Below are 21,883 nucleotides of genomic sequence, written 5' to 3' on the forward strand. Positions count from 1 at the left end.
GGTGTTGGCATGCGCGCCCTTAACCAGCAGCTACACTCAACTTGGAACTACGAAACAGAAGTTGACCTTCACTTGCAGCATGGTCACTTCTCAATTTCAGCGATGGATACAGCCATGACGACCCTTACCAGAACTCTCCTGCTCACACTGGCCAGCCTGCTCTTTACCCAACTCGCCTTTGCCGATGTGGTGGGGCGCTGGAAAACCATCGACGATGAAACCGGGCAGGCCAAGTCGATCGTGGAGATCTATGAGAAGGGCGGCAAATATTACGGCCGCATTGTGGATCTGCTGATGAAGCCGGACGACACCGTGTGCGATGCCTGCCCCGGTGACAAGAAAGGTCAGAAGCTCGTCGGCATGGATATCATCACCAATATGGTGAAGACCGGTGATGTGTACGAAGGTGGCCAGATTCTGGACCCGGTAAAGGGCAAGGTATACGACTGCAAGATTTGGGAGGAAGGTGGCAACCTGATGGTGCGGGGGTACCTAGGATTCTTCTACCGCACCCAGACGTGGTATCCGGCGAACTAACTCAAGTTTTTCTCGGAATTATTGGCGGTCTGGAACAGGGGCTTGGGATTTCGGAACCGCGGTGAATACATCCCTGTACGCTGCGTCGGTGACGTCACTGTCGCCGACGCTTCCGAAACCCCAAGCCCCTGCCCCAGCCCTTCGATTCAGGGTTCTGCGCACTTGCTCAATTACGATGTTTGCTAGCTCTTTCTGTCCGGATTAGAAAGCAACAGCACCAGCGGCATCGCCGCGATATTGATCCACATCAGCATCTGGAAATCGTTCACATACGCGATCTCTGCCGCCTGCTGGGTAATGACGGTCATCAGCTCCGCCGGCAGCGCCGCGAGCTGATCTGGCGACGGCAAGTTCATTCCCGGCGGCATCTGTACCCGCTCCCCCAGCTGTTGCTGGTTTATCCACAGATTGCGAGTCAGCGCCGCCATCACAATGGAGACACCGATACTGCTACCGAGGTTGCGCGACAGGCTGAACAGCGCGGTGGCTTCGCCGCGCAGGCGCGGCTCTAGGGTGGCGTAGGCCAGGGTGGAAATCGGTACGAACACCAACCCGAGCCCCAACCCCTGCACGATGCCGCTCACGACCAGGTCGCGTTGGCTCACTTGCAGGTTGAAGCCGGTCATGTCCCACAGGGATAGAGAGATCAGTCCCATCCCCAGCAGGATCAGTGCCCGCGCGTCGAAGCGCTTCATCAGCTTGCTCACCAGCATCATGGAGATCATGGTGCCGATGCCACGTGGCATCAGGATCAGTCCGGTGGTCACCACCGGATAGCCCTTCCACTGCTGCAGGAACGACGGCAACAGGGCCATGGTCGCAAGCAGGGTGATACCCACCACAAAGATGAACACCACGCCGGACGCGTAGTTCTTGTCATGGAACAGCTCTGGAGACAGGAACGGGTTGCTGGTGGTGCGCGAGTGCACCACAAACAGGTACAGGCCCAGGGCCGCAGCGATGGCATAGAGCTGGATTTCCAGTGCCTCGAACCACTCCACCTGCTCGCCGCGGTCCAGCAGCATCTGCAGTGCACCTACCGCCAGCGCCAGCATGGCGAAGCCGAAGGCATCGAAACGCAACTTGCGGGTTTCGGTCTCGGGTACGTAGAAGTAGATCCCGAGCATGGAGAGGATGCCGAATGGCAGGTTGATGTAGAACACCCAGCGCCAGGAGTAGTACTCGGTCAGCCAGCCACCGAGGGTTGGCCCGAGGATCGGGCCGATCATCACGCCGACACCCCAGATGCCCATGGCCGAGGCGTGCTTTTCCTTGGGATAGGTGTCGAGCAACGTGGCCTGGGACAGCGGCACCAGCGATGCGCCGAACACGCCCTGCAACACGCGCCACAGGATCATTTCATTCAGGCTGCCGGCCTGGCCGCAGAGCATGGAGGTGACGGTGAAGCCGCCCACCGACCACAGGAACAGCCGGCGACGACCGAACCGCTGGGCGAGAAAACCCACCGGCGCAGTCATGATGGCGGCGGCGACGATATAGGACGTGAGCACCCAGGTGATCTGGTCGCTGCTGGCACCGAGGCTGCCCTGCATGTGCGGCAGGGCCACATTGGCGATGGTGGTATCGAGTACCTGGATGATGGTGGCCAGCATCACGCTGAGTGCAACCAGCAGCTCGCTGCCACCGGACGCCTTCGCCTGCGCTCCCGGCGCAGCGAGGGCGCCGGGCTTTGCCATCTGACTCATGTTGGTAGCGCCCGGTTACATTGTGACGCGACTGTCACCGCCATTGGCGGCGCGGGCGGAAACCAGTTTCTTGTCTTCGGAGGTATCGATCTCAACCTCCGCACTCATACCGGCGCGCAGTACCGGAGCGTCCTCAGCGGGCAGCAGGCGCAGGCGCACCGGTACCCGCTGCACCACTTTCACCCAGTTGCCGCTGGCATTCTGTGCGGGAATCAACGCGAATTCACTGCCGGCGGCGCCGCTCAGGCTCTCTACCAGAGCCTGGAATTTAACCCCGGGATAGGCATCCACGGTGACCTCCGCCTGCTGCCCCGCGTGCACATGCTCCAGCTGGGTTTCCTTGAGGTTGGCCTCGATCCACATTTCATCGGTGGCGAGCAGCGTCACTACGGACAGGCCCATGGCCGCCAGTTCACCCACCTGCGGTGCTTCGTTGGCGATGACCCCGGAAACCGGCGCGACGATACGGGTGCGCGACAGCTGATAGCGGGCCTTGTCGAGCTGCGCCTGGGCAACCATCACATCGGCCTGCTGTTCCAGCGGCACCTGGGAGTTACCGCCCAGCTCCGCGCGCAGACTGGCGAGTTTCTCCGAGTTGATGGCAATTTTTGCGCGGGCCTGCTCGAGCTTCTGGCGGGATTCGTCCAGCTGAGACTCCGACAGCGCCACTTTGCCGAGCTTTTCATTGCGATCCAGCTGGCGGCGGTAGAACTCCGCATCGGTCTGCGCCTGCTGCAGCTCCGCATCCGCTTCGGCGTAATCCGCCTGGCGCGCGTGCACCTGATTCTTGACCATTGCCAGATTGGCTTCGGCTTCTGCCACCGCCAGGCGGAAAGTGGTGTCGTCCAGCTGTACCAGCAGGTCGCCCTTGTTAACGTGCTGGTTGGCCTTGATCGGTACCTCGGCGACGATACCGCTCACCTCCAGGGCGAGGGACAGTTTGTCCGCCTTCACATAGGCGTTATCGGTGTGCACGCTGCTGCCGCCACCCCAGATACACCAGGCGGCAACCGCACCTGCCACCGCGAGACCCAGCCCGAAAACCAACGGGCGTGATTTGGATTTCTTTACTTCCTGATTTACCACCTCAGTCACTCCACAGTCTCCTCTCGGCTCAGGTTTTCACGCACCCGACTCAGTAAATGCATCAGTTGTTGCTGCTCGTCCGCGCTTATCCCGGCCAGCGCCTGGGTGCGGGTTTCCCCGGCGAGCCCCTGCAGGTTGTCCAGCACAGGTGCCGCGGCAGCGGTAAGAAAAATACGAAAACAACGGCGGTCCTGGGGGTCGGGCCTGCGCTCGACCAGGCCCTCCGCTTCCAGCAGATCGATTTGGCGGGTCAAGGTAATCGGCGCCACGTCCATGCGCTCGGCCAACGCCGCCTGTTTCATGCCCTGATCCTTGTTCAGGATCCAGAGCACCTGCCAGCGGGCGCGGGTGAGGCCGTGGGACTTGGCGCGGCGGTCGAAATTGCGCTTCAGCAGGCGTGCGGCGGTGTGTAGCTCGAACCCCAGCTGCGATGCGGTGTCGGTTTTATTCACGGAATTACTGTTATGTCACGCTTCTTGAGGGCGCTTATTGTAAGCATGCTTATCAATTTGGCAAGCCGTCTGCCCTGTGCCTGACACCTGGCCGCGGAAAAACAGAACCGGGAAATAAAAAAGGGCCGGCAATGCCGGCCCCCAAGAAAAGGAGATGAGATTGTCGGATCAGCGACCGATGCGGCGCAGCGCAGCAGAGGAGAAGTCGGTGCGGTTGGCTTTTTTGCCCCACTCCATGAACTTCGGTTCCTCGTTGGCGAGGCCGGTCACCAGGTAGCGGCCGGAATCCAGGTCGTGCAGGGCTTCTGCAGACATCCAGGGGGTGTCCACGTCGTAGAACATGACCTGGTGGCCCTCACCCACACGCCACAGGTTACCGCGGCCGTCGTAGTGGTCAATCACGGAGGCACCCCAGGTGTCTTCGTCGATGTACATGGTGCGCTTGGCGTAAATGTGGCGCTCACCTTCTTTCAGGGTCGCTTCCACCACCCACACGCGGTGCAGTTCGTAGCGCAGGTACTCCGGGTTCAGGTGACCGGCTTCCACCAGTTCGTCGTATTTCACCGAGGTATCCAGCAGCTGGTAGCTGTTGTACGGCACGTACATCTCTTGCTTGCCGATCAGTTTCCACTCGTACTTGTCCGGGGCACCGTTGTACATGTCCAGGTTGTCCGCGGTGCGCAGGCCGTCAGTACCCTCCGCCGGGCCGTCGTAGGCCACGTTCGGTGCGCGGCGCACGCGGCGCTGGCCGGAGTTGTACACCCAGGCGCGGCGGGCTTCCTTCACCTGATCCAGGGTTTCGTGTACCAGCAGTGCGGTACCGGTCAGACGTGCGGGCGCGGTGATCTGCTGCAGGTAGTAGAAGAGTACGTTGCTGTCGCCGTCAGCGCTGCGGCCATCCGCCAGGAATTCCGGCCATACCAGCTGGTCGGTGAACTTCACCGGTACGAAGGAGCCATCGGTCTGCACCGGAATAGCGGTGGTGTTGCGCACCGCGGCGCCGCCGCGGTAACGGGTAATGTGGTTCCACACCACTTCCAGCGCGCTCTGCGGCATCGGGAACGGAATCACGGTGTCGAAGTTGGTGATACCGTTGCCGCCGGAAACCAGCTCAGCGTTGACCGCGTTTGCCTTCACCACGTCGTACAGATTTTCCGGGTAAGCGGCGGTGCGGCGACTCTGGTACACCGGCATGCGGTAGTCGGGGTACTTCTTGAACAGGGCGAGCTGACCCGGGCTCAGCTTGTCCTTATACTGCGCCAGGTTGGCATTGGTGATTTCGAACAGCGGCTTGTCGTTCGGGAAGGGGTTCACCGGGCGACCTGCGTCACCGCTTTTCACTTCACCACCGCTCACCAGGCCGCCGGTCCACGCCGGAATGGTGCCTTCCGCGTTCCCTGCCTTGACCGCACCCAGCGGGGTCAGGGAATCGCCCAGTTTTGCCGCTTCCTGCTCAGAGACTTTGGCGAAGGCGCTGCCGGCCATCAGTGACACCAGCAGCGTCGCTGCCACGGTCATTTTTTTGTGCATGGTCTTTTTCATGTCCGCTACCTCTTAGTAGGAGAGTTTGAAGCTCAAGGAGACGAAGTCCTTGTCTTGCAGAGTGTTGTGGCTGCCGCCGTCAAACGCGGTGTAGCCGAAGGTGGCGCTGTATTTCATTTTGTAGACCGCCTCGACCGCCAGGCCGAGAGACTTGGCGCCCTCGTTGAACTGCTGGCCGGGCTCCGCAGAGTAACCGGACACATCGTGGGACCAGGCCAGGGTCGGGTTCAGGGAGACACCGGCGAACACATCCGGGTACTCCAGTGCTGCGCGCGCGCGGTAGCCCCAGGCGGTATCGGTGACGAAGCCATCGGCACGACAGTCGCCGGCGATCTGACCCGCCGCCACCAGGTTGGTACAGTTGATTCCGTTGCCCAGATCGAAGTCGCCGAGGCCGAACACGGTGTTGCGGCCGTAGCGCTGATCCGAGTCTTCCACCCCGTCGAGCATGGAAACACCCACTTCGCCGATCAGGGACAGGCGCGACGCACCCAGTACACGCTCGAAGAACTTGATCGCGGTGACCTGTACCTGGGTCTGGTCAAAGGTGTCGTAACCCTGCACCACCTCGCCGTAGCCGACTTCGTTGACGCGGCTGGTAAAGGCGAAGATCGGGCTTTCCGACAGCGCGCCGTTGAGAAGTTCTGCACCGTTGATCTGTACCGGGGTATCCGGCTTGTAGGAAACCTCACCGGACAGGGCCACGCCGGCCACATTGGTGGAGAAACTCAGGCCGTAGAGCTTCAGGTCTTCCGGGAAGCTGATCACATAGGCCGGGTTCAACGCGGACAACACGCCGCCGGTCGGATCCAGCGCCTCGGGCACAAAGATCAGGGGACTGCCGTCCTCATTGGTCGCGCCGGTTACCGGAACCATGGTGCGCACGGCATTGATCATCGGCATGCGCGAGTGGATATTCATGAAGTAGACGCCGAACTCGGTGTCGTTCAGCGCGGCGGCGTAGTAGCGCGCAGCGAAACCATACTGGCCGCCATCTTTCGCTTCCAGGTCGGGCTGGCGATCGGCGAACAGCCCCATCGCTACCGCCGTCTGGTCCGGTACGCTGATGGTCACGCGGTTACAGCCGTCGGCGGCGAAGTCCGCGGAGGAGAAATAGGTACCACACCCTTCAATCTGGGTTTTTTCCCACTCGTACTGGTAGAAGCCCTCGACGCTCAGGTTTTCGGTAACGCCGGCGTTGAAGTAGCCCATGCCCACCGGCAACAGGCCTTCCTTGAGCTCCGCGCCCGGACGGCGGAATGCGCTCACGTCAAACGGGTTGGTGGAGTTGATGCCGCCCTGGATAAAGGTACTTTCACCCCAACTCAATACCTGACGACCAACGCGCAGGCTCAGTGGCATTTCCGCGACTTCGGTATCCAGGTAGGTGTAGGCGTCCAGCAGTGTGGCACCGGAGAACTTGGCGAAGTCAGAGAAGCCCTCGTCCGACAGCGGGGTACCCGGCATGTAGTCGTTGGCGTTGTTGCCGTGGGGACGGTTCTCGTCCTCCAGCTCTTTGTCGTACCAGTATTTGACGCGCATGAACACGCCGAAATTGTCCTTGGACAGTTCGAGGTCGTGCACACCCTTGATGATTTTGGAGAAGGTCTCACCGCCGGCGAAGTTGAGGTTGCCGTCATCGGTGGTAGGCGTGAATCCGCTGCCGCCGTTCTGGAATGAGATGAAATCGGAGTCCGCATCGTTCAGACGCCAGCTCGCACCCACGTCCAGCTGCGACGTAACGCGCACGGAAATGTCTTCATTCTCGCCAAAGTAAAACTCGGCCGCCTGCGCAGGTACCAGTGCCGAGCCAATGGCTGCGGCAAGCAAAGCGCGACTGAAACCGGGTAACTTTATTTTTATCTGCATTGGTATTCTCCCATTCTTGCTGGGGAGAAATTGCCATGGGGCGCGCAACAGGTCGATCCCGTTCCATTGGCGCAGCGCGCCAACCTCTTATCCGCTCGCGCCGAAAGGGATTCTGGGTGTGAGAATGGATAAGGGCAGCACAAGCTCCGTGCACTGCCCCGACCGGGTCAAAGTGACGCTGGCTCAGTTAATCTGACGTGCGGCCTGCCCATCCCGGTATTCGCCGGGGGTAACTCCGGTCCAGCGCTTGAACGCGCGGTTAAAATTGGTCACAGAGGCAAACCCCACCAGGTAGCCAATTTCTCCCAGCGACAGGTGCGCCTCATCGATATATTTAATCGCCAGCCGCTTGCGCGTCTGCTCGAGAATGTCCTTGTAGCTGGTGCCCTGCTCGCTCAGCCTGCGCTGCAGGTTACGCAGGCTCATCCCCAGCATATCCGCCACTTGCGCCTGCGCCGGCGTACTGCCCGGGAGGCAATCGTAGATCTTGCAGCGTATCAGGTTCACCAGGTCGCTTCTGTCGACGCGGGCGAGATACTCATCCAGCATCGTCTCGTGATTGCGCGCCACCAGGCTGTTGTGGGTAAGCAGTTTGCGGGTGGCATTTTCGCGGCTGAAGACCACCGCGTTGTAGGCGTGACCGTATTTGATTTCACAACCGAAAAAGGTATGCAGGCGATCGTTTCCCTGCTCCGGCCCTTCGGCCTCGAGAAAGACGCACAGCGGTTTCAGCTCGCGCTCCACCAGATCCCGGGCGAATTTGACCAGTGACGCGAGCAGCACTTCCGCCTCGCGCAGCCCCAACCCCGGCACCACTCGCTGCTCTGCACGCACAGGGCGGATGCTGAACTCGAACCCGCTGGGAACCTCCTGCAGGCGCACGTTGCAAAGGCTGGACACGATGCGGCGATAGCGCACCACATACTGAAGACTGTCGTGCAGGGTCGGCGCCGACATCATCGCGTAGCCCAGCACATGCAGAACCCCGGGATGAAAATTTTCCGCCAGACGCACCCGCAGGTCGTCTTCAGGCGCCAGTGCACTGGCATAGCTGAGCAGCTTGACGAGTTTGGACAGGGTCACCCGGGAATCGGGGTTACCCACTTCTTCCAGATCAATGTCGCAGGCCGCCAATGCGGCCTGGATATCGATACTGTAGGACTGCATGATCCGCACAAACGGGATCAGCCAGCCCCCCATGACCGCATGTTCGATATTCACTTTGCGTACCTACCTCAGTGACAAACCGTCACCACCGCAAGAGATTAACAACGGAGCCCGCACCAGACTTGACCTTACTCGCCGGAATGAAGCGCGCAATCTACCAATTTCCGCGGGTCTGACGGGGGATTTCGACCAAAACGCCATCATGGGTCGCCAATGACGGGGTGTCTGGATGCGGGACGGGATAACAAATTGGCGCGAATGACATATCGGACACTTTAACAGCTGCCAGATAATCAGGCGACCGAATAATAACCAGTTACGCGACCTATGAGACTTTCCCGAATCCTGTTGTCGACCCTGGTGGCATCCCATGTGCTGGCTGCCAGCGCTAACGTCGAATTGCTGCAGACGCCAGCGCCACAGAGCGCCCACGCCACCCGCAATGTCATCACCAATCTGTCTCCACATGCCGGTGGCTACCTGCTTACCGGCGAGCGCGGCCTGTTGCTGCAGTGGCAGCCGGATGGCCAGTGGCAGCAACTGCAGACACCGGTGAGTGTCGGCCTCACCGCCATCGCCACCCTTGCCGATGGCAGCGCCGTAGCGGTCGGCCACGACGCCGCCATCCTGCGCCGCGAGGCGAGCGGCGAGTGGCACAAGGCCTTTGACGGATACGACCTCACCCGCCTGCAGATCGCCGCCCTCGAGCGCCGCCAGGCAGAGCTCCAGGAAGCCGTGGACAATCCCGCGCAAGATGCCGATATGGAGGAGCTGGAATTCCAGCTGGAGGAGACCGGATTCAACCTGGAAGACACTCAGGCTGAACTGGAGTCCGGCCCCAACAAGCCCCTGTTGAGCATTGTCGCCGCCGCCGGTGAGCGGCTGTTTGCCTGCGGCGCCTACGGCACGCTGCTGCGCAGTGACGACGGCGGCAAGCACTGGGAACTGCAGAGCGCCAGCCTCGACAATCCCGATCGCTTCCACCTGAACGCGCTCAGCCGCAGCGATGACGGCAGCCTGTATGTGGTCGGAGAAAGCGGCCTCGGTTTTGTCTCCCGCGACAACGGCGACAGCTGGCAGGCCATGGACCTGCCCTACGACGGCAGCCTGTTCGGCATCATCGCCCAGCCCGGCTCCGCAAACCTTGTGGCCTTTGGTCTGCAGGGACACGTGCTTATTTCCCGTGACGGCGGCGAAAACTGGCAGCACCAGAAGATCGACGCCGGTGCCAGCCTGCTCGGTGGCACCATCGACGCCCAGGGCCGCGTGGTACTGGTGGGACACGGCGGTATCGTCGCCAGCTTCCCGGTTGCACAGCCGGACGCCGTAACCGTGCGCAAACACCCCTCCGGCGCCGCCTTCTCGGCGGTCGCAGTGCAGGGAGAACAACTGATTCTGGCGGGCCAATTCGGCGTCACCGCGTGGAAGATGAACTGAGGTAGCGGCAAGTCATGAACAATCCAACCCCAAAACCGCAGTCCGCCGCATCCGGGTCGCGGACCGAGGCCTTTTTCGAATCGCTGGTGTTCGGCCACCGTGCCGCCGTACTGGCCGTGCTCGCTGCCCTGCTGATGGTGCTCACCTGGCAGGGACTGCAGGTGCGCCCCGAAGCCAGCTTCACCAAGATGATTCCCGGCAACCACGAGTTCATCAACAACTACATGGACTACCGCCAGGAACTCGCGGACCTCGGCAACGTGGTGCGTATCGTGGTGGAGAGCAAGGAAGGTGACATCTTCACCCCGGAATTCCAGGAGGTGCTGAAGCAGGTCACCGACGAGGTGTTCTATGTTCCCGGCGTCAGCCGCGACGGCATGAAGTCCCTGTGGACGCCGAATGTGCGCTGGCAGGAAGTTACCGAGGAAGGGTTTGTCGGCGGCGCCGTGATTCCCAACGGCTACGACGGCAGCGACGCGATGATCGCGCGCCTGAAAGCCAACGTGTTCAAGTCCGGCCAGGTGGGCGTGCTGGTAGGCAACGACTTCCAGTCCGCGATCATTCTCGCCCCGCTGCAGGATGTGAACCCGGAAACCGGACAGCCGCTGGACTACCGCGAGCTGTCGGATTTCCTTGAGCAGAATGTGCGTGACAAATACGCCAGTGACAATGTGCAGATCCGCATTGTCGGCTTTGCCAAGGTCATCGGCGACCTGATCGATGGCGCCGTGCAGGTAGTGCTGTTCTTCGTGCTGGCGGTAGCCATTACCTTCGCCCTGCTGTGGCTCTATTCCCGCTGCCTGCGCAGCACCTTTGCCGTGCTCGCCTGCTCCATTTTTGCGGTGTTCTGCCAGCTCGGCGTGCTCAACCTGCTGGGCTACGGCATCAACCCCTACTCCATGCTGGTGCCGTTCCTAGTGTTCGCCATTGGCGTCAGCCACGGGGTGCAGATTATCAGCGCGGTGCTACACAACACCGTGAAGGGCGCCGACAAGATTACCGCGGCGCGTCTCGCGTTCCGCTCCCTGTACCTGGCCGGCATCACCGCGCTCGTGAGTGACGCCATCGGTTTCACCACGTTGATGGTTATCGACATCGGCGTCATCCGCGAGCTGGCGATCGCCGCGAGTATCGGGGTAGCGGTGATTATCGTCACTAACCTGGTGGCACTGCCAATCATTGCCAGCTACGTGGGCGTGTCCAAGGGCGGCCTGGCCTATGCCCGCGCCAACCAGGACAAGGCGTCACTGGTGGAGCGCCTGTTCGCCCGCTTCGCGCGTCCGGCCCAGGCCAAGGCGGTACTGGCTATCGCACTGGTACTGTGCGGCGCCGGTGCCTATTACTCCCAGTTCATGAAAATCGGCGACCTCGACGCCGGTGCCCCGGAACTGCGCCCGGACTCCCGCTACAACCGCGACAACGCCTATCTGGTGGAAAACTACAGCACCAGCACCGACGTGTTTGTGGTGATGGCGCAGACCGAAGCGGAACAGTGCGTTGCCTATGGCAACCTGGTGTGGATGGATCAGCTGGCTGCCCATCTGAGCAATGTGCCGGGCGTGCAGAAAGTTTCCTCGGTGGCGGACGTGTCCAAGTTCGGCAACTTCGGCATGAACGAGGGCTCGCTGAAATGGTACGGCCTCAACCGCAACCAGTTCATCACCAACGCCTCGGTCGCCAAGGCGCCGGAGGGCCTGATCAACGCCGAGTGCACCATGGCGCCGGTACTGGTGTTCCTCAACGACCACAAGGCGGAAACCCTGGATCGTGTGGTGGCGGCGATGCGCGAGTTCAACGCCGAGCGCGCCCCGGATTCAGTGGAATTCCTGCTGGCCGCGGGTAACGCCGGCATCGAAGCGGCCACCAACGACGTGATTCAGCAGGCGCAGATCAAGATGCTGATCTGGGTTTACGGCGTGGTCATCGCCCTGTGTCTGTTGACCTTCCGCTCGCCGCGCATCGTGCTCGCGGTGGTACTGCCGCTGATGCTCACCTCACTGCTCGGCCAGGCGCTGATGGCGCTGATGGGCATCGGCGTGAAGGTAGCCACCCTGCCGGTGATCGCCCTCGGCGTCGGCATCGGTGTGGACTACGGCATCTACATTTTCACCAAGGTGCGCGAGGCGCTGGCGGACGGTAAGAACCTGATCGAGTCCTACGCCTACACCCTGCACCAGACCGGCAAGGCGGTCGCGTTTACCGGCGTGACCCTGGCCATTGGTGTTGCCACCTGGGCCTTCTCGCCGATCAAGTTCCAGGCGGATATGGGCCTGCTGCTGACCTTCATGTTCCTGTGGAACATGCTCGGTGCCCTGGTACTGGTACCGGCCATCGCCTGGCTGCTGCGTATCGACAACCTAGCGGCCAAGCCGGCTGTGGATAACAGCGCATCGGCACCGGCCGATCAGCGCATCGACGCAGCCGTCCAGTCTCCGGTTGCCGCCAAGAAGGCGGAAACCGAACCGGCATGATGCGCGGATAAACAAAGGGCGGCTTGAAGCCGCCCTTTTTTTTACGTGCGCCGGTTACTGCTGGTACATCAGACGTTTCGCTTCGGCCTCAAGATCTTTGTAGGGTTCGCCCTTGACCGTTACGCCGACGGCCTGGATCTCACCGCCCTCGAATTTGCCGGGGGTCTTGTACAGCCTGCTGACCGCATCACCGCTGTCGTAGCCAATACACAGGCCGTCGCCGGACAGGGTGAACTTGGCCGGCTGGGTGCGCATCTCGCCGGAGGCGACGGCCTTGTCGTCGATATACAATGTCGTTTTGCCCAGCGTCTCGCCCTTGTCGCCCTGACCGGTCTTTTCAAACTCCATGCCGAAGGTGTACTTGCCGGGTTTCAGTTTGACGTCGGACGTGAATACCTGCTCCGGCTCAATGCCGAGGAAGTTGTACACGTAGTAGAGCTTGCTGTCCTTGAGGAACAGCGAGTGGCCGCCGAAGCGCGAACCGTGGGCGAAGATCACACCAGACGCATCCGGCTTCTCAATCTCGACGTTGCCGAGAATCTTGTAGGAGCGGCCGCGCACATTGACCGCGACACTCTCCGGAATACAGGCCGCGTCCGGGTAATAAATATAAGTATCCCGCGGCGGCTCCTCGCTGGGCCGCTCGACGGTCAGCAATTCCGCGGCGCTGCGGTCGTCGAGTGGCAACACATTGTTTTTCTTCGCCTCGGCGAACCAGGCGTCCTGCAGCTCCTTGAGTTTTTCCGGATTTTCCTTCGCCAGGTTTTTCGATTCGGAGCGGTCCTCTGCCAGGTTGTAAAGCTCCCAGCCGTCCTTGTCGAAATTACCCTTACCGGTTAGCGGCGCATGCACCGCCGCCGCCTTCCAGCCGTCCTTCCAGATGCCGCGGGTGCCGAGCATCGTGTAGTACTGGACCTTCTTCTGCGTCGGCGCGTCCGGCGCCGCGTCAAAGGTGTAGACCATGGAGACACCGGACAGCGGATACTGCTTCACACCGTGATTGGTTTCGGGCATTTCCGCACCGATGATCTCGAGCAGCGTCGGCACTATATCCACCGAGTGGTGGTACTGGTGGCGCAGTTCGCCTTTGGCCTTGATGCCCTTCGGCCAGGAGATAATCAGCGGATCGTTGGTGCCGCCTGCGTACTGCGAATAGCGCTTGAACATCTTGAACGGCGCCGAGAACGCCGCCGCCCAGCCGGTGGGATAGTGGTTGTAGGTTTCCGGGCCGCCGAGGACGTCGAGGTATTTCAGGTTCTCGGCGAGATCGTCCGGATATCCGTTGAAGAATTTGTTTTCGTTGACCGAGCCGTTGGGCGAGCCTTCGCCGGAGGCGCCGTTGTCGGCGGCGTAAATGATGATGGTGTTTTCGTACTGGCCGGTTTGTTTCAGGTAATCGACGATGCGCCCAATCTGTACGTCCGTGTACTCGGAAAAGCCGGCGTAGACTTCCGCCATGCGCGCGAACAGGCGCTTCTCGTCGTCACTCAGAGAATCCCACGCGGGCACGTAATCCCCCGGGTAGGCCATCTCCTCGGGGATCGGGTTGAGCGCGGTGTTGACCGTGCCCTCCGGCACGACACCTTTCTCGATCATGCGCGCGGTGACCCACTTGCGGTACTCGTCATAGCCGTCGTCGAACTTGCCCTTGTACTTGTCGGCCCACTCCTTCGCCACATGGTGCGGGGCGTGGTTCGCGCCCGGGTTGAACCACAGGTACCAGGGCTTGGACGGGTTGGTGGCATTCTGGTTGCGCAACATCTGGATTGCCTGATCGGCCAGATCCTTCGACAGGTGATAGCCTTCTTCCGGCCCGTAAGGCTGCTCGATAAAGTGGTTGTCCTCCACCAGATCCGGGTACCAGTTGTTGGTCTCGCCGCCGATAAAGCCGTAGAAACGGTCAAAGCCCATCTGCGTCGGCCACTGTCTGCGGCTCGCACCCGGCGCCACGTCCGTCTCCGGCACATTGTGGTTCTTGCCCAACCAGAAGGTGCTGTAGCCGTTGTCGCGCAGCACTTCGGCAATGGTGGTGACCTGGGGCGGGAAGCGGCCGCTGGAGCCGGGATAGCCTGTCGCTCCTTCAGTGATTGAGGCCATGCCATTCAGATGGTGGTTGCGGCCGGTGAGCAGTGTCGAGCGGGTGGGAGAGCACAGCGCGGCGGTGTGCCACTGGGTGTAGGTCAGGCCTTCGGCGGCGATGCTGTCCAGGGTCGGCATATTGATGCGGCCGCCATAGGGCGACCAGGCGCCGAGGCCGGTATCGTCATAGAGGATGAACAGGATATTCGGCGCATCCTTTGGCGCGCGCTTCGGTGTGAACGGCGTCCAGTCCGGTGTCGAGTTACGGATGTCGAGTTCGATCCTGCCGTTGAAACCATCCGCCCCCGCGGTTTGCTGTTCCGCTGCGGCTGCCTTTTCCCCGGTAGCGTCCGACACCGGCTTGCTCGATGCCACCGGTGCTGTTTGGGCGGAATCGTTTACCGATGTGCGGGTGGAATCGGTCTTCTCGCCACAGGCCGCCGCGAGCGCGATCCAGAGTGCGAAAAGTGTCCTTGCCCAGAACTGCGGAGAGCGGAGGTATTCCATGGTGTCGTCCCTGCCATGTTTTCCGATACCGGTCGCGAGAAACTGCACCTACCGGCGGTAGAGAAAAGTCTGCAAATAAACATTAGTACAGCGCACAGACTTCGCCCCACACACCGGAGTTAAGGCAGTTGAATCGACGAACGGCAAGCCCTGAATAGCTTGCAGGCGAACTGTTCCGGAGTTCCTTTCCGGTTCACCTGCAAACAGGCTGCTACAATGGTCAGCGCGCTAGACGGATCATGATGTCGAGGATCTTTTTGGACGCTTTTCCGTAGGGCGGCATCAGCAGTTTCAGCGGATCCAGCGGCCCCTGGTAGAACACCGGGCGAAGCTTGGAGAAGGTGATAAAACCCTCGTAGCCGTGGTAATGCCCCATACCGCTCTCACCCACGCCGCCGAAGGGAATATCGTGCTGCGCCACATGCAGCACCGCGTTGTTCACACTCACGCCGCCTGAAATCATGTGCTGGATATAGAAGTCGCTCACGCTGCGGTCATTGGTAAAGGGGTAGATCGCCAGAGGGCGCGGGCCGCCATTCACGTGATCCACCACCTGCTGGCGGTCGCGATAGGTCATCACCGGCAGCAGCGGACCAAAGATCTCGCGCTGCATCACCAGCATGTCTGCGGTCACGTTGAGCAAGATATGCGGCGGGAACTTGCGCAGCTTGTCGTCGCGACGGCCCTGACCATTGGAAAGGTCAATCGCGGTTGCGCCCTTGGCAACCGCGTCATCCAGGGTTTCCCACAAGCGCTGGTAGGAGCGGTCGTCGATCACCGAGGTGTAATCCTCGCTCTGCAGGTCCGGGTAAGATTTCCGTACCCGTGCGCGCGCCTTGTCCACAAAGGACTCGACGCGATCCTCCGGCAGGAACAGATAGTCCACGGTGGTACAGATCTGGCCCGCGTTCAGCAGCTTCCAGAACAGGATGCGCTCGGCAGCGGTGTCGAGGTTGAAGTCCGGCGCCACAATCGCCGGCGACTTGCCACCCAGTTCCAGCGTCACCGGGGTGAGGTTTTCCGCGGCGGAGCGCATTACCGCGCGACCGGTCTGGGTGGAGCCGGTGAAAATAAGGTGGTCGAATTTCAGTGCGGAGAACAGAGGGCCGACGCCGCCACTATCCGCCACGAATGACAATTTTTCCGGTGGAAAATATTCGCTGCTGAGCCGCTGTAACAGCGCGGTCAGGCGCGGCGAGTTTTCCGACATTTTCACCATGGCGCGGTTGCCGGCGGCGAACACGCTGGTGAGCGGCGCAAAGCTCAGGTTGGCGGGGAAATTCCACGGTACGATAATGCCGACGACACCCAACGGCTGCGGAATCACCCGGTTGCGGGAGCTGGGGTATGCGGAAATGGCCGCGTGGCGCCGCTGCGGCCGCATCCACTTTTTCAGTTTCTTGATGGTGTCCTTGATACCGTCGAGCACCACATAAACTTCGCAGAACAGGGTCTCATTGCGCGAGCGATTGCCATAGTCATCGCTGATCGCCTGCGCGATCGCATCCTGGTTGTCACTCACCATACGCGACAGTGTGCGCAGGTCCGCCACCCGCTGTGCATACTCGGGAACCGGGTCATCCAGATAGGCTTGTCGCTGTTGCGATAGCAACTGTTGCAGCATCGCACCCATTTCTGCTGGGTTGGTCTCATTAATTGACTGGAGGGGCATATTCATAAATCTTTCCCATTCTGGTGATCGAAAACTTACCACGGAGAAAAACCCGGTAGTCCGAGAAGTATTCGCGCGACGCGCCAACCTGTTTCCCGCGCGTGCCTTCTATACCCATATACCGCCTGTTCCACACAGAACCTGGCTCGCGCCAGGCGTCAATGCGGGCCATGTCGGGATAGGACAAATGATTGGCGCGCGGAACATATCCATATCTGGCCCCACTGCCGGATAATCCGGTCATCTAACAACAAAAAACACATCGCAGGCATCCTGCTAACCGCCGCGACTGGAACCCAGGCCCACGCCCTGGCAATCCAACGCGTACAGACGGAGAAGATGAGATGAAGACCGAATTTGATTACATCGTTGTCGGCGCTGGCTCTGCCGGCTCAGTACTCGCCAACCGTCTGTCGGAAAACGGCAAATTTTCTGTGTGTGTGCTGGAGGCCGGCCCCGACGGCAGTGCCTCGCCGCTGATCAATATTCCCGGCGCCTTTGCCGCGCACATGTTTGTCAAAAAATACAACTGGGCCTACGACGCCAGGCCAGATCGCAAGCTGCGCAAAGGCTCGGCGATTTTTACCCCCCGCGGCAAGACCCTCGGCGGCAGCTCCGCGGTCAATGGCATGCTGTACATTCGCGGCCAGAAAGAGGACTACGATGGCTGGGAAGCGCTGGGCAACCCAGGCTGGTCTTACCGCGACCTGCTGCCCTATTTCAAAAAATCCGAGCACCACGAAAAATTCGCCGGTAGCGACTACCACGGTAAGAATGGCAACCTGAACATTAGCGCACCAGGGCCGGAATACCCGATGTCCGAGGCGTTTATCAAGGCGGCGCAGCAGGCCGGATTCAACTACACCGATGACTTCAACGGTGCCGAGCAGGAAGGTGTGGGCTACTTCCACCTGAACGTAAAAGACGGCCGCCGCTTCGGCACCGCCGCGGCCTACCTGAAACCGGCCCGCGCGCGGACCAACCTCACCGTGCTCACCGATGCCCAGGCAAGCCGTATCGTGATGGAGGGGGAGCGCGCGGTGGGTGTGGAACTCCGCCACAAAGGCACCATGTACACACTGAAAGCGACACGGGAAGTGATCCTGAGTGGCGGTGCGATCAATTCCCCCCAGCTGCTACAACTCTCCGGTATCGGCGACCCGGAACAATTGAAAGCGGTGGGCATACCCTGCATTCATGCTCTGCCTGGCGTCGGCAAAAACCTGCAGGAGCATGTGGATGCCTGCGTACTGGTACGCAGCAAGATCAACAACGGTTTTACCGCGTCTGTCGGCGGCCTGCTGAAAATGCTGCCTGACACGCTCAAATATGTAGCAAGCAAAAAAGGCAAACTGGCGAAATCCATCACCGAGGCCGGCGGCTTTATCAAATCATCGGACGAAGTGGAACGCCCGGATGTACAGCTGCACATGCTGCCGCTGCTGTTCGACGACAGTGGCCGCGACCTGAAACTGATGTCACAGCCGGGTTACTCCATACACGTGTGTGTGCTGCGCCCGAAAAGCACCGGCAGCATCACCCTGCGCAGCGCCAATCCGTTCGACAAGCCGGACATCGACTACAACTTTTTCGCCGATGCGGAAGACCGCAAGGTGATGATCAACGGTATCCGCCAGGCCCGCCGGATTCTCGCGGCACAGGAGTTCGACGGCTATCGCGGTGAGGAAATTCACCCGGGTGCAGAGCGGGAGAGCGACGAGGAAATTTTTGAAAAGGTGCAGGAAAAGGTTGGGCTTGTTTACCACCCTGTGGGCACCTGCAAAATGGGTAATGACCCGCTATCGGTGGTGGATTCACAACTGAAGGTGCACGGACTAATGGGACTGCGGGTGGTGGACGCCTCCATCATGCCGACCCTGACCAGCGGCAACACCAATGCTCCCACCGTTGCCATTGCCGAGAAAGCAGCGGATCTCATTCTTGCGGAGGTCGGTTAATCGCTCGGATCAACCTCGGTGGCGGTACTGCTACCGGGGGCAACCTTCTCTGATCAGACCTCAAGCCGCGTGACTTACGCGGAACTCCCCCGGGGTTGATCCTGTCCAGCGCTTGAATGCGCGGTTGAAATTCGCCACCGAGGCAAAGCCCACCAGATACCCGATCTCACCCAGGGAAAGGTGCGACTGGTCCATATATTCCAGCGCGAGCTTCTTGCGGGTGTGCTCGAGAATTTCCTTGAAGCTGGTGCCCCGCTCCTGCAGTTTGCGCTGCAGGTTGCGCAGGCTCATGCCGAGATCGTCGGCGATTTCGGCCTGCGATGGTGCACCGAGGGAAAGGCGCTCGTAAATTTTGCACTTCACCAGATTGGCCAGATCGCTCCGGTCGATACGGGACAAATATTCGTCCAGCATTTTTTCGTGGCTCTGGGTGAGCACCATATTGTGGGTCATCAGTTTGCGCTGGGCCTGGGCGCGATCGAAAACCAGTGCGTTGAAATCGCAGTTGAATTGCGGTTCCACACCAAAATATTCCGTCAGGTAATCGTTATCCGGCCGGTCCGCCTGCAGGTACACCGCTAGCGGACGCAGGTTCATATCCACGGTTTCCCGAGCAAATTTCACCAGGGTGGCAAGAAAAGCTTCGATCTCTTTGGGGCCGAGTGTCGGGCGCGCGTTGTCTGCGTAATGCAGCGGGTACATGCGCAACGACAGCCCATCTTTTTCTTCTACCATTTCCACCCGACAGGCATCAGACACGATGCGCTTGTAACGCACAATGCGCTGCAATCCGTCTTCCAGAGATGCCGATGACATCATGGCGTAGCCGAGCGCGTGAAACATGCCGGGGTGGAACTGCTCTGCAACCTGCACACTGAAATCCTGCTTCGGCAGATGCGCGTTGCAGTGGGCAACCAGCTTCACCAGTTTGGACACCGCTATACGTGTGTCCTGGGAATTCAGATCCGCGTCGGTAATACCGCTGACCTCGAGCGCTTGTTGCACGTCGATATTGTTCAGCTGCATGGCCTTGGTAATCGGAATTACCCAGCCGCTCAACGCAATGAAATCATCACTCACTGACCAACCCTCTCCATCGCTTTGCATTAACGATTCTTCAAGACACTCGTCAATTAAACACGGATTCGTATTTCGGTCGACCCGCATTCTAAATCGAGTCAGAAGCAACCAACAAAACCGTACACAATTTGTACAAGCGCACCATTTTACTCCTTGTGCGCGCGAGAACAATAGATTGGCGCGCACTGCAATGGTCATTTTCGCCGGCCTGCGTAATGTAGGCATCGACAAATTCAGATACCGCAGGGATATCCGCTGAAATTAAAAAATACATAGACAATCGTCCTATTTTTAATTTCCGCGTCGCGAATTGCGGGCCGTAAGCGAGAGAAAAATATGCTGAAAGTAATGATGGCGTCCGGCCTGGGCGCGCTGATGATGAGCGGTTTCTGCACCGCCGCAATCGCGAAAACAGAAGCGACCCCGAAGCCCGCCAGTGCCGTGACCCTCGCGCAGCAGCAGGCGGTGCGCGATGAACTGCCGTTTGCCGACCGCAAGGATTTTGAACTGGCAGAGAAGGGCCTGCTGAAGCGCCCACAAAATGTGGAAATCCGGGATGACCAGGGCAATCTGGTGTGGAGCCTCGAGCAGTACGACTTCCTCAGCGGCGAGCAGAGCTACGACACCATCAACCCGAGCCTCGAACGCCAGGCCAAGCTGAACATGCACTACGGCCTGTACAAGGTGACCGACCGGATATATCAGGTGCGCGGCTACGACCTTTCCAATATCACCTTTGTCGCCGGCGACACCGGCTGGATTGTGTTCGACCCACTGCTGACGCCGGCCCCGGCGAAGGCCGCCTTCAAACTGGTCACGGAAAACCTGGGTGAGCGCCCGGTGCGCGCGGTGGTGTACAGCCACGCGCATATCGACCATTTCGGTGGGGTCAAGGGTGTCGTCAGCCAGCAACAGGTGGACAGCGGCGAGGTGCAGGTCATTGCCCCGCGCGGCTTTATGGAACACGCGGTAAAAGAAAACGTACTGGCCGGCAATGCCATGCTGCGCCGCGGCAGCCTGCAGTACGGCAATGTGCTGGCCAAGGGACCGAAGGGTCAGGTGGACTCCGCCATCGGCAAGGGCGCCTCCACCGGCGTCATCGGCCTGATCGCGCCGACACGCACCATCGACAAGGATGAGGAAACGCTGGTCATCGACGGTATTGAGATGCGCTTCCAGAACACGCCGCACACCGAGTCCCCCGCGGAGATGAATACGTATTTCCCGCAGTTCAAGGCGCTGTGGACTGCGGAAAATGTGACTGGCACCCTGCATAACGTGTACACGCTGCGTGGTGCCGAGATCCGCGATGCCCAGGGCTGGAGCAAGTACATCAACCGGTTGATCCACGGTTACGGGAAAGAGGCCGAGGTGATCTTCGCTTCCCACAGCTGGCCGCGTTGGGGCAACGAGTACCTGCTGGAAGTACTGCGCAAACAGCGCGACATCTACGGCTACCTGCACGACCAGACCCTGAACCTCGCCAACAAGGGCGTGACCATTAGCGAGATCCAGGACGCGATCACGGTGCCGGACAGTCTCGCCCACGAGTGGTACAACCGCGGCTATCACGGCTCCTACAAACACAACGCCAAGGGCATCATCAACAAGTACCTCGGCTATTTCGATATGAACCCGGCGAACCTGAATCCGCTGAGCCCCGCGGACTCCGGCCCCCGCTATGTGGAGGCCCTGGGCGGCGCCGAGGCGGTGATGCAAAAGGCCCGCGAAGCTTTTGATAAGGGCGACTACCGCTGGGCCGCGGAACTGCTGAACCACCTGGTGTTCGCACAACCGGACAACACCGACGCCCGCCTGCTGCAGGCAGATATTTTCGAACAGATGGGCTATCAGGCAGAAAACATGGGCTGGCGCAACGCCTACCTGGTGGGCGCCTATGAACTGCGCAACGGCCCACCCACCGGCGCACTGGCGACCCGCGGTGGGCCGGACTTTATCAGCGCCATGTCCACCGAATTGATGTTCGATTTCGTCGGCGTAAAGCTGGACACAGACAAGGCCGAGGGCAAAGAACTCATCATCAATTTCGTACTGCCGGATCGCGACGAAACATTCCTGCTGGAACTGGCCAATTCCCACCTGAACAATATCGCCGGCGTGCAGAGTAAAGGCGCGGATGTAACCGTGACCATGAACCGCAGCGACCTCGACAAGCTGTTCACCAAGCAGCAGTCATTCCAGGAGCTGGTGAAATCTGGTGCGCTCAAAATGGATGGCGAGCCGCAGGCCTTCATTCAGTTGATGTCGATGCTGGAAGAGTTCCCCTTCTGGTTTAACGTCGTCACTCCCTGATTTACCC

Annotated in this window: 14 protein-coding genes; 5 read left to right on the forward strand and 9 right to left on the reverse strand. The window is 60.2% G+C overall.

The annotated features are described in order from the left end of the window. Window positions 1-114: 114 nt before the first annotated feature. Window positions 115-537, forward strand: a complete 423-nt coding sequence (locus R5R33_RS06640) for a DUF2147 domain-containing protein (RefSeq protein WP_318955236.1) — start codon at window positions 115-117, stop codon at window positions 535-537. A 182-nt stretch (window positions 538-719) separates the two neighbouring features. On the opposite strand, the gene R5R33_RS06645 is transcribed toward R5R33_RS06640, so the two are convergent. The 6 genes from R5R33_RS06645 to R5R33_RS06670 all read right to left on the reverse strand — a co-directional run bounded on the left by R5R33_RS06645 (window position 720) and on the right by R5R33_RS06670 (window position 8,413). Beyond that, a complete protein-coding gene (locus R5R33_RS06645; protein WP_318955237.1) occupies window positions 720-2,243 on the reverse strand; it encodes a DHA2 family efflux MFS transporter permease subunit in 1,524 nt (507 codons plus the stop codon). Window positions 2,244-2,258: 15 nt separating this feature from the next. Next, on the reverse strand, window positions 2,259-3,338 hold the full coding sequence (locus tag R5R33_RS06650; RefSeq protein ID WP_318955238.1) for an HlyD family secretion protein: 1,080 nt from the start codon (window positions 3,336-3,338) through the stop codon (window positions 2,259-2,261). Beyond that, complete coding sequence (locus R5R33_RS06655) at window positions 3,335-3,781, reverse strand: MarR family winged helix-turn-helix transcriptional regulator (protein WP_318955239.1); 447 nt, start codon at window positions 3,779-3,781, stop codon at window positions 3,335-3,337. The genes R5R33_RS06650 and R5R33_RS06655 overlap by 4 nt, the downstream gene beginning before the upstream one ends. Window positions 3,782-3,949: 168 nt before the next feature. After that, window positions 3,950-5,323, reverse strand: coding sequence for a DUF1329 domain-containing protein (locus R5R33_RS06660; RefSeq protein ID WP_318955240.1), 1,374 nt, complete (start codon window positions 5,321-5,323; stop codon window positions 3,950-3,952). Window positions 5,324-5,335: 12 nt separating this feature from the next. After that, the gene (locus tag R5R33_RS06665) at window positions 5,336-7,192 is read right to left on the reverse strand and encodes a DUF1302 domain-containing protein (protein WP_318955241.1); all 1,857 of its coding nucleotides are present in this window, start codon (window positions 7,190-7,192) and stop codon (window positions 5,336-5,338) included. A gap of 183 nt (window positions 7,193-7,375) precedes the next feature. Continuing rightward, window positions 7,376-8,413 carry an AraC family transcriptional regulator gene (locus R5R33_RS06670; RefSeq protein WP_318955242.1) on the reverse strand — a complete coding sequence of 346 codons (1,038 nt, stop codon included), beginning with the start codon at window positions 8,411-8,413 and terminating at the stop codon, window positions 7,376-7,378. A 273-nt stretch (window positions 8,414-8,686) separates the two neighbouring features. On the opposite strand from R5R33_RS06670, the gene R5R33_RS06675 reads away from it, so the two are divergent. Together R5R33_RS06675 and R5R33_RS06680 are read left to right on the forward strand one after the other, a co-directional pair. Beyond that, window positions 8,687-9,796 (forward strand): YCF48-related protein, encoded by a 1,110-nt coding sequence (locus R5R33_RS06675; RefSeq protein ID WP_318955243.1) that lies wholly within the window; start codon window positions 8,687-8,689, stop codon window positions 9,794-9,796. A 14-nt stretch (window positions 9,797-9,810) separates the two neighbouring features. Further along, window positions 9,811-12,267 (forward strand): efflux RND transporter permease subunit, encoded by a 2,457-nt coding sequence (locus R5R33_RS06680; protein WP_318955244.1) that lies wholly within the window; start codon window positions 9,811-9,813, stop codon window positions 12,265-12,267. Between the two features lie 54 nt (window positions 12,268-12,321). On the opposite strand, the gene R5R33_RS06685 is transcribed toward R5R33_RS06680, so the two are convergent. Together R5R33_RS06685 and R5R33_RS06690 are read right to left on the reverse strand one after the other, a co-directional pair. After that, window positions 12,322-14,853 carry an arylsulfatase gene (locus R5R33_RS06685; protein WP_318955245.1) on the reverse strand — a complete coding sequence of 844 codons (2,532 nt, stop codon included), beginning with the start codon at window positions 14,851-14,853 and terminating at the stop codon, window positions 12,322-12,324. Between the two features lie 220 nt (window positions 14,854-15,073). Then, entirely contained in the window at window positions 15,074-16,531 is a 1,458-nt protein-coding gene (locus R5R33_RS06690) for a coniferyl aldehyde dehydrogenase (RefSeq protein WP_318955246.1), read from the reverse strand. Window positions 16,532-16,869: 338 nt separating this feature from the next. On the opposite strand from R5R33_RS06690, the gene R5R33_RS06695 reads away from it, so the two are divergent. Then, the gene (locus R5R33_RS06695; protein WP_318955247.1) at window positions 16,870-18,483 is read left to right on the forward strand and encodes a GMC family oxidoreductase; all 1,614 of its coding nucleotides are present in this window, start codon (window positions 16,870-16,872) and stop codon (window positions 18,481-18,483) included. A 60-nt stretch (window positions 18,484-18,543) separates the two neighbouring features. Here the strand turns inward: R5R33_RS06695 and R5R33_RS06700 are convergent, their stop codons facing one another. Continuing rightward, the gene (locus tag R5R33_RS06700) at window positions 18,544-19,563 is read right to left on the reverse strand and encodes an AraC family transcriptional regulator (protein ID WP_318955248.1); all 1,020 of its coding nucleotides are present in this window, start codon (window positions 19,561-19,563) and stop codon (window positions 18,544-18,546) included. Window positions 19,564-19,899: 336 nt separating this feature from the next. Between R5R33_RS06700 and R5R33_RS06705 the strand changes: the two genes are divergently transcribed. Then, window positions 19,900-21,876, forward strand: coding sequence for an alkyl/aryl-sulfatase (locus R5R33_RS06705; RefSeq protein WP_318955249.1), 1,977 nt, complete (start codon window positions 19,900-19,902; stop codon window positions 21,874-21,876). The last annotated feature ends 7 nt before the right edge of the window (window positions 21,877-21,883 follow it).

This window comes from Microbulbifer pacificus (genome assembly GCF_033723955.1).
In the GTDB taxonomy this organism is placed as follows: Bacteria; Pseudomonadota; Gammaproteobacteria; order Pseudomonadales; family Cellvibrionaceae; genus Microbulbifer; species Microbulbifer pacificus.

What these genes read in the sequence shown, in the direction of transcription:
- R5R33_RS06640 (WP_318955236.1), top strand. Translation starts at nt 115, where the DNA reads ATGACGACCCTTACCAGAACTCTCCTGCTCACACTGGCCAGCCTGCTC.
- R5R33_RS06645 (WP_318955237.1), bottom strand. Translation starts at nt 2,243, where the DNA reads ATGAGTCAGATGGCAAAGCCCGGCGCCCTCGCTGCGCCGGGAGCGCAG.
- R5R33_RS06660 (WP_318955240.1), bottom strand. Translation starts at nt 5,323, where the DNA reads ATGAAAAAGACCATGCACAAAAAAATGACCGTGGCAGCGACGCTGCTG.
- R5R33_RS06665 (WP_318955241.1), bottom strand. Translation starts at nt 7,192, where the DNA reads ATGCAGATAAAAATAAAGTTACCCGGTTTCAGTCGCGCTTTGCTTGCC.
- R5R33_RS06675 (WP_318955243.1), top strand. Translation starts at nt 8,687, where the DNA reads ATGAGACTTTCCCGAATCCTGTTGTCGACCCTGGTGGCATCCCATGTG.
- R5R33_RS06680 (WP_318955244.1), top strand. Translation starts at nt 9,811, where the DNA reads ATGAACAATCCAACCCCAAAACCGCAGTCCGCCGCATCCGGGTCGCGG.
- R5R33_RS06685 (WP_318955245.1), bottom strand. Translation starts at nt 14,853, where the DNA reads ATGGAATACCTCCGCTCTCCGCAGTTCTGGGCAAGGACACTTTTCGCA.
- R5R33_RS06690 (WP_318955246.1), bottom strand. Translation starts at nt 16,531, where the DNA reads ATGAATATGCCCCTCCAGTCAATTAATGAGACCAACCCAGCAGAAATG.
- R5R33_RS06695 (WP_318955247.1), top strand. Translation starts at nt 16,870, where the DNA reads ATGAAGACCGAATTTGATTACATCGTTGTCGGCGCTGGCTCTGCCGGC.
- R5R33_RS06705 (WP_318955249.1), top strand. Translation starts at nt 19,900, where the DNA reads ATGCTGAAAGTAATGATGGCGTCCGGCCTGGGCGCGCTGATGATGAGC.